Annotated in this window: 10 protein-coding genes and 1 pseudogene; 3 read left to right on the top strand and 8 right to left on the bottom strand. The window is 69.0% G+C overall.

Features of this window, described 5'->3' with window-relative positions:
* Positions 1 to 142: 142 nt before the first annotated feature.
* From DCO49_RS17485 to DCO49_RS17470, 4 genes are all read right to left on the bottom strand, one after another.
* Positions 143 to 550 (bottom strand): VOC family protein, encoded by a 408-nt coding sequence (locus tag DCO49_RS17485; RefSeq protein ID WP_116865081.1) that lies wholly within the window; start codon positions 548 to 550, stop codon positions 143 to 145.
* Complete coding sequence (locus tag DCO49_RS17480) at positions 547 to 2,481, bottom strand: DUF885 family protein (protein WP_116865080.1); 1,935 nt, start codon at positions 2,479 to 2,481, stop codon at positions 547 to 549. Before DCO49_RS17480 ends, DCO49_RS17485 begins: the two co-directional genes overlap by 4 nt.
* Positions 2,482 to 2,575: 94 nt before the next feature.
* Positions 2,576 to 3,373: a queuosine precursor transporter gene (locus DCO49_RS17475; protein ID WP_116865079.1), complete on the bottom strand. Its 798-nt coding sequence runs from the start codon at positions 3,371 to 3,373 to the stop codon at positions 2,576 to 2,578.
* A complete protein-coding gene (locus DCO49_RS17470; RefSeq protein ID WP_079222700.1) occupies positions 3,370 to 4,053 on the bottom strand; it encodes a DUF502 domain-containing protein in 684 nt (227 codons plus the stop codon). The genes DCO49_RS17475 and DCO49_RS17470 overlap by 4 nt, the downstream gene beginning before the upstream one ends.
* A gap of 75 nt (positions 4,054 to 4,128) precedes the next feature.
* Here DCO49_RS17470 and DCO49_RS17465 point away from each other — a divergent pair, with 75 nt between their 5' ends.
* Positions 4,129 to 5,415 carry a hypothetical protein gene (locus DCO49_RS17465; RefSeq protein WP_116865078.1) on the top strand — a complete coding sequence of 429 codons (1,287 nt, stop codon included), beginning with the start codon at positions 4,129 to 4,131 and terminating at the stop codon, positions 5,413 to 5,415.
* A gap of 1 nt (position 5,416) precedes the next feature.
* On the opposite strand, the gene DCO49_RS17460 is transcribed toward DCO49_RS17465, so the two are convergent.
* Entirely contained in the window at positions 5,417 to 5,881 is a 465-nt protein-coding gene (locus DCO49_RS17460; protein WP_116865077.1) for a DUF4442 domain-containing protein, read from the bottom strand.
* Positions 5,882 to 6,182: 301 nt separating this feature from the next.
* Between DCO49_RS17460 and DCO49_RS17455 the strand changes: the two genes are divergently transcribed.
* A complete protein-coding gene (locus tag DCO49_RS17455) occupies positions 6,183 to 6,581 on the top strand; it encodes a transposase (RefSeq protein WP_165835750.1) in 399 nt (132 codons plus the stop codon).
* 84 nt (positions 6,582 to 6,665) lie between these two features.
* Here the strand turns inward: DCO49_RS17455 and DCO49_RS17450 are convergent, their stop codons facing one another.
* The 3 genes from DCO49_RS17450 to trxA all read right to left on the bottom strand — a co-directional run bounded on the left by DCO49_RS17450 (position 6,666) and on the right by trxA (position 10,956).
* A complete protein-coding gene (locus DCO49_RS17450) occupies positions 6,666 to 8,291 on the bottom strand; it encodes a CHASE2 domain-containing protein (RefSeq protein WP_116865075.1) in 1,626 nt (541 codons plus the stop codon).
* Complete coding sequence (locus DCO49_RS17445; RefSeq protein WP_116865074.1) at positions 8,288 to 9,988, bottom strand: FecR domain-containing protein; 1,701 nt, start codon at positions 9,986 to 9,988, stop codon at positions 8,288 to 8,290. The genes DCO49_RS17450 and DCO49_RS17445 overlap by 4 nt, the downstream gene beginning before the upstream one ends.
* Positions 9,989 to 10,095: 107 nt before the next feature.
* Positions 10,096 to 10,956, bottom strand: a complete 861-nt coding sequence (gene trxA, locus DCO49_RS17440; protein ID WP_116865073.1) for a thioredoxin — start codon at positions 10,954 to 10,956, stop codon at positions 10,096 to 10,098.
* A gap of 163 nt (positions 10,957 to 11,119) precedes the next feature.
* On the opposite strand from trxA, the pseudogene DCO49_RS17435 reads away from it, so the two are divergent.
* Positions 11,120 to 11,356 (top strand): annotated as a pseudogene (locus tag DCO49_RS17435) (DUF998 domain-containing protein); the annotation flags it as partial.

The raw sequence follows: 11,356 nt of genomic DNA, 5'->3' as shown, positions 1-11,356 counted from the left end.
CAGGACACGCCGTAAACCCGTCCATGGGGGCTCGTAGGCGCCATCCATGGCGCCTGCGGTCCTGCAAGCCCACACCGCCCCACCTCTGACAGGTTCACGCTGCTCATGGTGGGTGCCGACCGTTGGTCGGCACGGGGCCGGATCAACCGGCTTCGTACAGCTCCAGCGGCAGGTCGTCGGGGTCGGCGAAGAAGGTGAAGCGGGCGCCGGTGTATTCGTCCACGCGCATCGGTTCGCAGGCGACGCCGTGGTCGGCCAGGCGCTGGATGATCGGTTCCAGCGCGGCCACCCGGAAGGCCAGGTGGCGCAGGCCCTGGGCCTCTGGGCGGCTCGGGCGTGGCGGTGGGGCGGGGAAGGAGAACAGCTCCAGCTGGCCACCGTCGGGCAGGGCCAGGTCGAGCTTCCACGAGTCGCGCGCGGCACGGTGGTTCTCGGCCAGCACGCGCAGGCCGAGGATGCGCACGTAGAAATCCTTCGAACGTGCGTAATCGCTGCAGATCACGGCGGCATGGTGGATGCCCAGCAGGCCGCCGGTCGCTGCGCCGGTCATGGCGTGGCCGGTGCCGCTGCGGCGGGCTGTTCGAGCCAGCGGTCCACTTTGCGCTCCAGCACGTCCAGCGGCATCGAGCCATCCTTCAGCACTTCGGCATGGAAGCGGCGCAGGTCGAAGGCCGCGCCCTGGCGGGCCTTGGCTTTGTCACGCAGGGCGAGGATGCGGCTCAGGCCCGCCACGTTCGACAGTGCCTGGCCCGGCTGGGCCATGATCCGTTCCACTTCCGCGCTGGCGTCGTCCTCGCTCATGTCCACGGTCTTCTGCAGGTAGTTCACCGCCTGCTGCTTGCTCCAGCCCTGCGCATGCACGCCGGTATCGGCAACGACGCGGGCCGCGCGCAGCAGGCGCGAATACAGATAACCGATGCGGTCGTAGGGATCGCTGTAGACGCCCAGGTCGTCGCCCAGCGTTTCGGCATACAGGCCCCAGCCTTCGACGAAGGCGAGGTCGCCACCGAGGCGGCGGAAGCGCGGCAGCTTGGCCAGTTCCTGCTGCAGGCCCAGCTGCACGTGGTGGCCGGGGATGGCTTCATGCAGGTACTGCACCGGCACGCTCCAGCGCTTGCGGCTGGGCAGGTCGCGGGTGTTGATGTAGAGCACGCCGGGTTGCCCCGGCTGGCCCGGCTGGTAGGCCGCTGCGGCAGCGGTCATCGCGCGCTCCGGCTCGACCGCACGCACTTCCAGGCGATCCTTCGGCAGGGTGTCCAGGATCTGCGGCAGGCGCGCATCCACCTGCTGCTGCAGCTGGCGGTAGCGGTTGATCAGTGCGTTGGCATCGCCGTACTGGAACTGGCGGTCGCTGCGCATGCTCTTCAGCAGCTTGGCCTGAGAACCGCGCAGTTTGTTGTTCTTCATCACTGTGGCGATCTGCGCGCCCAGTTCCTGCACGCGCTGCTCGCCCAGGGCATGCAGCTGGGCGGCGGTCTGGTCGCTGGCGGTGGTCTGCACGATCAGGTTGGCGTACCAGCCCTGGCCATCGGGCAGGGCGCCCAGGCCGCTGCTGCTGCGGGTGGCCGGCAGGTATTCGGTGGCGATGAAGCCGCGCAGTGCGCGGTAGGACGGCAGGATGCGCAGCTCGATCATGCGCTTGTATTCGGCGCTGATGCGCGCTTTTTCCTCGGCGGGGATATCGCCCGGCATGGTCCTGATCGGCGACCAGAAGATGCTTTCCTCGGCGGTCGGGGTGATCACCGCGTCCAGCTGCGGCAGCACCTTTTCCATCAGGTCGCGCGGCTGCACCACGCCGGCCTTCATGCCCTGGCGCATGTTGTCGATGGCCTGGTTGAACAGGTCGGGGATGCCCAGCGAGCGGCGCGACCAGGTGTCGTAATCCTTGACCGTGTTGAACGGCTGCGCGCCGGCACCGGCGCCGAGGATCGCCATGATGCTGCCGATGTTGTAGTACTGGCTGATCGGCATCATCCAGCTCGGGTAGCGCTCGGCGGCCAGCGAGGCGCGCGCATCGCGCACGAAGATCTCGTAGCTGAGCAGGTCCTGGCCCTGCAGGCCGTCACTGCCGACCTTCTCGACCTTGCCCAGCCATTCGGTGGTGAAATCGTGCGACTGCTGGCGCCATGCGGCGGAGAGTATGTTGGGCAGCTGGTCGTTGTAGCGGGCATCGCCCTGGAACGTGGCCTGCAGCGGGTTCAACCGCATCGAGGCTTCCCAGTATTCGTCGTACAGGCGCTCCAGCTGCACCTGCTTGGGCACGGCGCGGGCCGGTGCGACCGGGCGCGCTGCGGCGCGGCGCGTGCTGCTGCCGCGGGCCGGGGTGGCGCGTGCGGGCTTGGCCTTCGGCTTGGCGGCCTGCCGGGTCTGCGCGGCGGCGGGGCGGCTGGCCTTCTTCTTCGCTGCCTCTGCCGACGGCACGGCACTGAACAGGAACAACGCGGCGATGGCGGCGGCCAGGGCGCGGGTGGGATACGGCATCAGGAGCTTCCGTGGAACACAGACCGTGGAGCTTGCACGATCCGCGCGCGTACGGCCAGCGTGAAGGCGCAGTCAGCTTGCCGTCGCTGGGGCTTCAGTCAGCCGCAGCGGCAGCGCGCAGCTGCGCGGCGCGTTGGTCGCCCAGATAGCGGGTGATCGCGCGTCGCATCAGGTACAGCAACGGAATCAGGGCGATCGCAAAGCCCATCTTGTAGATGTAGTTGACGCTGCTGACGGCCAGGAACAGCGAGGTCGGCCACTTCTGCGGGCCCAGCACGAAGGCGATCCAGATAACCACGAAGCTGTCCACCAGCTGGGAGACGGCGGTCGAGCCCGTGGCGCGCAGCCAGACATGGCGCTCGCCGGTGGCCTGGCGGATGCGATGGAACACCGCCACGTCGATCAGCTGGCCGACCAGGAAGGCCACCAGCGAACCGGCGATGGTCCACATGCCCTGGCCGAACACCGCAGCGAACGCCGCCTGGTAGTCCGGCACGCCGTGCGCATCCATCGAGGTGACCCACCAGCTGGCCGGGGCCAGCGAGATCGCCGCGAACGCGAACAGGAAACCGTAGGCGATCAACACCACCGCCAGCCACGAGATGAAGCGCACGCCGCGCTTGCCGAAGAACTCGTTGATGGTGTCGGTCATGATGAACACCACCGGCCACAGCAGCGTGCCGGCGGTGAAGCTCAACGAGCCGGTCTGGCCGAACAGGTTCCAGTTCAGCGCATCGATGCCCAGCGTGTCTTCCAGCGCGAAGATCTTGACCCCGATCAGCTCGGCCAGCACTGCGTTGCCGCAGAAGAACGTGGCCAGGATGATGAACAGCAGGACCGCACGGTCCTGCAGGGGGCGCGCATAGGGCGCGTCGCTGGGCGTGGTGCTCACTCGGGGCGTTCGCCGGCGCGGGTGAACGGCACGCTGGCCGGGGCCACCGCACCGCCTGAAATGATGAAGCTCATCGCCTGGTCCACGGTCCAGTCGGTCGGGGTGAGCAGTTCCACCGGCACGATTTCCAGGTAGCCCGAGGTCGGGTTGGGCGTGGTCGGCACGTACACCGCCGCCAGTTCGCGGTCGGTGCCCTGTTCCTTGATGACCCGGGTGACCAGGCCGACCGACTTCATGTCACGGTGCGGGAAATCGATGAGGACCACGCGCTGGGTGCTGCCCGGTTCGGTCTGCAGCATGTCCAGCAGCTTCTTGGCGCTGTCGTAGATGATGCTGGCCAGCGGGATGCGCTTGATGATCGCGCCGACCCAGCGCAGCAGGCGCTGGCCGACCACGCGTCGACTGGCCACGCCGACCGCCAGGATGACCAGCAGAGTGGCCAGCAGGGCGATGGTGTCCTGGATCCACTCGGCATGGACCCAGCCCAGGTAGTGCGGGAAGCTGGTCGCGATCTGCTCGGACAGCGGCACCACCAGCGGGCTGGAAATACCCGACAGCAACACGAAGACAAACTTCACCACGACCCAGGTCAGCCAGATCGGCAGCAGGGTCAGCAGGCCGGTCAGGAACAGGCGTTGCAGGGAAGGACGGGGGACCAGGGCGGGGGCTTCGAGCGACATGTGCGCATTGTAGCGGCCGGCGGCGCTGGATTACGCTGGAACCCAGGGGCGGGAGCCGGACAGGGAAGGGATGTTGTGTTGAGGGTTCTGCGCGGAGTGGGCTGGGCCCTGCTGGGGCTGCTGGGGCTGCTGGTGCTGGCGGTGCTGCTGTGGGCGATGTCGCGATTCTGGCCGCTGGCGGCCGCCCAGCGAGAGCAGGTACGCCTGCTGGAAGACGTCCGGCAGGTGCCGGGCAGGAACGGGTTCGCGCTGCTGTGGACGCTGCCCTTCGACGGCCTGGGGCCTGCCCAGCGCGAGGCTGCGCTGGCCGAGGATGCCAGGCGCTGGCAGGCGCGCTCCACGCCTGATGTCATCGATTCCGCGCTGGCGGCCACGCAGCCGGCAGTGAAGGGCGACACCCAGGGCTATTGCCGGTCCACCGGCGAGAGCTGCCTGGCCAAGGTGCGCGCCGATACCGCGCAGTTCCGTGCCGCCCATGCCGGGCATGAGGGCCTGCATGAACGTCTGGACGCGCTGGCCGATGCAGAGCGCTTCGACAGCCCGTTCCAGGCCGACGGCGCCACCGGACTGTTCCCGATGCCGCGCTACCAGATGCTGATGGATGGCAGCGGCGTGCATGCGCTGGCCTTCGTGCAGGGCGATGTTCCTGCGGCGCTGGCCGGCAGCTGTCGTTCGGTGCAGCTGGGCCGGCGCCTGATGCGCGGTGGCAATACCCTCATCGACAGCATGATCGGCGCCGCGATGGTGCGCGCCAACGTGCACCTGCTGGCGGAGATGCTGGCGGAACTGCCGCCGGACCAGATGTTGCCGGCGGCCTGCGAAAGCGCGTTGCAGCCGATGGAAGCCGCCGAGCAGAGCCTGTGCCGGCCGATGCAGGGCGAGTTCGCGATGACCCGGGCCGCCATCGATGCATCGCTGCAGCAGACCGGCACCGTGCTGGTGATGGATCGCGAGCACACCCTGGGCCGCTTCGCCGCCAACTTCGGCTGGGCCTGTGGTCCAGGCTCGGATGCTGCGCTGCAGGCCGACCGGCCGGTCGAGGTGGTTGCGGGCTCGGATTGGGATATGCGCTGCCTGGCCAACATCGTGGGCTGCACGCTGAGTGACATCTCCGGCCCGGCCTACCAGGATTACGTCGCACGCAGCCAGGACGTGGCGGCCGTGCTGCGCCTGCTGGGTGCACAGCGCTGGCTTCGACAGCAGCCGGAGGGGCCGCAGCAGGCCCTGCAGCGCCTGCCGGCGCAATGGCGCTCATCCACGCGCGTGCCGGTGCTGTCGGCCGATGGCACGCGGCTGCAGGTGCCGCGCCGCGCGCGTGATGCAGGCGACAAGGATGATGCGATGTTGTCGGTGCCGTTGTAAGTCAGGCGGCGCTGCCGCGTGCCTGCGGCTTCAGGCGCACGTAGACCTGCTTGCGCACGCGGGCGACGACTTCGCCGGAGGCATCGACCACGTCGTTGCTGAACCAGCGCAGGACCTTTTCTCCGTTGGCGGCCTCGCCGCGCAGCTCATCCAGCACCGCCTCGTCGATATGGAACGCGGTGCGCACGGTGCCGCGCCCGGGCTTGACGAAGTCGATGGCGCCGGCGCGGTCCCACACGTAGTAGTCGCGGCCCAGGGTATGCATCAGGCCGAGCATCCAGAACGGATCGGTCATCGCGAACAGGCTGCCGCCGAAATGGGTGCCGACGTAGTTACGGTTCCAGGGGCGCATCCGCAGCTCCACCTCGATCTGCCGGTAGTCCGGGGTGATGCGTGTGACATGGATGCCGGTGAACAGGAACGGCGGCCACAGATTGATACCGAGGCGGAACGTGCTGGCTTTCATGTGCGGGCGGGGCGCGGGGGCGAGGATCCGAGTCTAACCATTCGCATGCGTATGTTGAACCCCAGTCTGTCCGTCGTAGAGTCGAGCTTGCTCGACTGCTCCTGGCCCTTGCCGTTCGTAGAGTCGAGCTTGCTCGACTGCTTTCGGCGCGGTGTCAGCGAAAACCAGTCGAGCAAACTCGACTCTACCGACGGCAGAACCCGTGTATCCCTAGCGCCGGCCGCCGCCCCAACCGCCACTCTGGGTCATGCCCAGTCCCGCACTCCTGCGCTGCCGTACTTCAGCGGTTGGACACTTCTACGTGATTACCAGCGTAGTGGCCGGTCGCCGTCCCTTGTTTGCTGTCCCGGAATGTGCGGGCGCCTTGATGGAACATTTCAAGGACAGCGACAGGCGTGGATTGACCCGGTCCTTCGCTTGGGTGGTCATGCCAGATCATTTCCACTGGGTAATGCAGTTGCGCGAAGGTGGGCTGGGGCGTTGTGTGCAGTCCCTGAAATCGAGGTCTGCCATTGCCATCAACGCGACACTGGGGGGGAGTGCTGCGGTCTGGCAACGTGGCTACTACGATCACTGGATACGGGACGAGCGTGATGTCCGTCAGCAGGTTCTGTACGTGATGGAGAATCCTGTACGCGCAGGCCTGGCGCTGAGACTGGGCGATTATCCCTACGCATGGTGTCGCTGGCCGCTTTCGTAGAGTCGAGCTTGCTCGACTGCTTGGTCAGTCGAGCAAGCTCGACTCTACGGGCGTCACGGCACGGCCAGTCGAGCACGCTCGACGTTACGGGTCGCCACTCATGGCATAGCCGTCGCGGCCGTTGTCCTTGGCGCGGTACAGCGCGGCATCGGCGCCTTCAACAAAATGATGGGGGTGCAGGCTACCGTCGGGCACGCGCGTGTACACGCCGATGGTGAGGGTGATGCCTGCGCCGCTGCCGTCGCCCGGAGGCGGCAAGGCGCGCACGCTGGCGATCAGGTCTTCCACCACCAGGCGCGCACCGTCGGCCGGCGTGTCCGGCAGCACCAGTGCGAACTCGTCGCCGCCATAGCGCGCGGCCATGTCGCGCGGGCGGCGCGCATGTGCGGCGATCAGCCGGGCTACGTCGCGCAGTACGTCGTCACCCACCTGGTGGCCGTGGCGGTCGTTGTGATGCTTGAAATGGTCCACGTCGATCAAGGCCAGGCTCAGCGGCTTGCCACCGCGCCGCGCGGCGTCGCATTCCTCCTGCAGGGCCTGTTCGAAACGCAGGCGGTTGCCCAGCCCGGTCAGCGCATCGCGGTTGGCCTGGCGATGCCAGGCCGAGATGCGCCAGACCGCCCACACCAGCAGGATCAGCATTACGCCGAGCTGGGCGCTGGCCGGTGCCCACCACAGGTTGCCCACGCGCAGCAGCAGCCAGGCCAGCACGGGGGCCAGCGGCAGCGAGCAGAGCGCAGCCAGCCACGGCAGGCGCAGGCCAAGCAGCATCACGCACAGTGCAGCCATCAACCCGGACAGCAGGTCCTGCACGGCGCGTGGCAGCACGTTGATCTGCTTGTCCTGCAGCAGCATCGAGGCGATGTTGGCCTGGTATTCGCTGCCGCTCATCCAGTACTCGCGGGTGGTCGGGGTCAGCAGGCGCGGTGCGATGCCGCCGGCGGTCATGCCGACCACGATGCGCCGGGCGCGCAGCAGCGACGCGTCAACCTGGCCATCGAGCACATCGGCGTAGGAGACCTGCGGCAGGCGCTCGGGCGGGCCGGCATAGCGCACGCGCACGTAGTCGGTGCGACGCCATTGATAGGGCGAGTCGAGCGCGGGCTCGGGGTCGGCCAGGCCATGCACGCGATTGGCCGGAATGCCGGCCAGGGCCATGCCCAGCGACGGCCAGTGCGCCTGGCCGATGCCGGCGCGCAGATACACGCCGCGGGCCACGCCATCGCCATCGACTTCGACATCACTGTGGCCGATCGCCGCCGCGCTCGCCGCGATCAACGGGATGGGCAGTAGTTCCTCGGCCAGTCGGTCGCCTGCCGCCGGCGCCGCCAGTACCGGCAGCACCACCCGGCCGTTGCGGCGGATGGCCGCGGCCAGCGCCGCATCCTGGCGCGCATCGTTGCGGTCCGGCTCGGACAGCATCAGGTCCAGCACCACCCGTTCGGCGCCGGCGTCGGTCAGCCGGTCCAGCAGCCGTGCATGCACCGAGCGTGGCCACGGCCACCGGCCGATACGCTGCAGGCTGTCTTCATCAATGGCCACGATCAGCACGCTGGGGTCGGGCCGGTACTCCCAGTCGCCCACCAGCAGGTCATACGCCGCTTCATCCTGCCGCCACAGGAACTGCCCGTCGCTGACCACCGCCGTGGCGATGCCGGCCAGCAGGGCCAGCAGGATGCGCCGCGACCAGGGCAGCGGCGAGCGCCTCACAGCAGCAGCCACAGCAGCAGGGCACCGCCGCCGGCGCCGTAGCACAGCCGGCACGGCAACGTGACCTGCTGGGCCGGTGAGAACGGGCCAGCGTGGCCGTCGTCGTCGATGTACTGCACGCGCACGTGCAGGGTGCCGCGCCACGGTCGCTTGAAGCTGACCTGCGGCTGCGCCAGCGTTTCATCCACCAGCGGTGCCTTGAAGTCACCGCGGCGGTCGACCTGCACGCGGTAGCGCTGGCCTTCACTGCCGGCCTGCCAGCGCAGGGTCAGCTCGCCATGCCCAGCTTCGGGCGGCTGCAGGGCCGGGTCGACCGGTTCGTCGGTGAGCTGCAGCGGCAGGGCCTGGCCAAATGGGCCCTGGTGGCCCTGACCATCGCGCGAGGCCACGCGCCAGAAGTACTGGCCGGGCGGCATCGGCGTGGCCAGGCGCAGGTCGGTGCCGGTGATGGCCTGCTGCAGCAGCGGCTGCAGGAAACGAGGCTCGGCGGCGATCTGCAGCACGCTGCTGCTCGCGCCCGGGGCCTGGGTCCAGCGGAAGCGCGGGCGGTCACTGTTGACGGTCTGGCCGTGCAGGGGCGACACGGTCAGCGGCGGTGGCGGCTGGTCGCTGAGCAGGAAATCGGCGCTGGCATCCAGGCCTTCCACGCCCTGCGCATCGACGGCGCGCAGCAGCAGGCGCAGGGCACCCGGCGGAAGGTCGTCGATGACCAGCGAGGTGTCGCGGGTGGTGGCCGCGAACAGCAGGACCTCCGGCGTGGCGGCCAGCACGACTTCAACGCGGTAGTGGTCGGCAGCGGCCACCGGCTCCCATGCCAGGCGTGCCGGCAGTGGTGCCAGCGCGGTGGCATCGCTGCGCAGCCGCGGCGGGGGCAGCAGCGCGGAGACGGCGTCGGGTGCGGTGTCGGCGCTGGCGCTGCGGCTGGCCTGGCCCGGGCGCACCAGACGCTGGCCATGCGGGTTGCCGACCTGCACGCGGCCTTCCAGCACTTCGGTGGCACCGACCTGCGTGCCGTCGCCGGCACTGACCCGGAACACGGTGCCGCGCACGCTGCTTGTGGCGGCAGGGGCATCGATGATGTAGCGCGACGCCGGGCCGCGGGCAGGGGTGACGCGGTTGCTGGCCCTGCCCCGCTGCAGGCGCATGCGGGTGTCGACCATGCCGGTGCGGCCGTAACGGCTCAGCTGGTCCAGGCGCAGCCGCGAGTGCTCGCGCAGCTGCAGGCGCGATGCATCGGCGAATTCGAGGGTGACGCTGGCATCGGCATCGGTCTGCACGGTGTCGCCGATGTGCAGCAGCTCGCCGGCGCTCAGCGCGCGGGGGGCACTGCCATTGGCGGCCACCAATTGCGCGGCGCCGCGCACGGCCAGCACGCGGGCCGGGGCCGGCTCGACCCGCAGCCAGCTGACCGGGAAGCGCAGCAGCCCGCCGGGCGGCAGGCGGTAGGGGTTGTCGATGCGGTTGTACTGCTGCAGCTGCTGCCACGGCACGTCCGCCTTCAGGTACAGCCCGCCCAGGTCCCAGAGGGTATCGCCGGGGCGGACCCGGTAGTTCCAGTCCTGTGCGGCGGCGAGGCCGGGCAGCAGGAGCAGGGCGCACAGCAGTGCGGCGAAGCGAAGGGCAAGGAAAGGCGACGAACGGCCAACGGTCACGGAGTGCTGTCCCGGCTGTGCGGGGGCGCAGCTGCAAGACCCCATGGCCCCGACCTCATCCCCCCGAATGGATCGTAGCGGCCAAAAGGACGCTACCGATCACATTATTGCCCGCGGTCAGTGCAGGATTTCTGAACGAGACGCGTCTTTGTTCAGAACAGCAGCGAGGCCATCTTCCGGCGGTAGCGGCCAACCAGGTCCTCGTCGGTGATGACGTTGAAAGCATCGATCAGCACCTTGCGCGGCAGGCCTTCGGAGAAGGTACGGTCGATCCGCAGCATCTCCAGGAACTGTTCCAGCGCGGCTTCGTCGTGGCCGCCGAGCAGCAGCTGCACGCCGCGCAGATGGCGGGCCTGCAGGTCCTTGCCGTCGGCGGCGATGCGCGCGTCCAAGGTCTCGGCAGAGGGCGCATCCTTCAGCGCGGTGGCGAAGGCCAGGCGCGCACGGCCGCGCACCGCTCGGTCATCGGTGGCCAGGTTGGCGGGCAGGGCGTCGATCAGGGTGCCGGCCTCGTCCACGCCGCCCACCTGCAGCAGGGCCAGGGCGAGGTCCAGCTTCAGCTCGTCCTTGTCCGGCTCGGCGGCGATCTGCGCACGCAGCACGTCCACCTGCGCCTGCGGGTCCAGCGGCGCTTCGTCTTCGGCCACGGTGTCGCCGATGTCGGCCGGCACGATGCCGTGCTGGGCCAGGAATTCACGCAGCTGGCCTTCGGGGATGGCGCCGGGGAAGCCGTCGACCAGCTGGCCGCCCTTGACCAGGAACACGGTCGGCACCGAACGGATCTGGAAGGCGGCGGCGATCTGCTGTTCGGCGTCGACATCGACCTTGGCCAGCTCGAACGCGCCGTTGTACTCGGCGGCCAGCTTTTCCAGCATGGGGCCCAGGGTCTTGCAAGGGCCGCACCAGGTAGCCCAGAAGTCCACCAGCACCGGCGTCTGCAGGGACTTCTGCAGCACCTCGGCCTCGAAGGTCGCGGTGGTGGCGTCGAATACGTGGGTCGTCGTCTCGGTCATGGGGGAAGTATCGCCTGGCAACTGGAGACCGATTCTATGGTGTCGATCCATGTCGGTCTCAACCCTGTCCTCACACTGGGCACCGGCAGGCGCGTCGTGGCTTGGCGGTTGCCGCGCCTGCCGCGACAATGCAGCGGTCTTTCATTACAGGTGGATCCGCGCGATGTCCGTGCTCTGGCTTGATCGTTGGTTGGGGCTGCTGGCCGCCGCGTGCTTCGTGCTGGCGGTCGTCGGTTTCGGCGCGGCGCTGGGCGGCTACTCCCAGGCCATGCACCCGGTGGCGCTGCTCGGGGCCCACGGCGTGCCGCACGCGCTGGCCTTCAACGTGGTGGGCCTGGTGCTGCCGGGCGCGCTGGCGGCGGTGGTGGCCGAGCGCCTGCGCCGGCAGCTGCCGGTGGGG

Origin of the sequence: Stenotrophomonas sp. SPM (genome assembly GCF_003105135.1) — a bacterium.
Taxonomy (GTDB): Bacteria; Pseudomonadota; Gammaproteobacteria; order Xanthomonadales; family Xanthomonadaceae; genus Stenotrophomonas.
The sequence above is the reverse complement of the archived record's forward strand: the minus strand, read 5'-3'. Positions and strand labels throughout refer to the sequence as shown.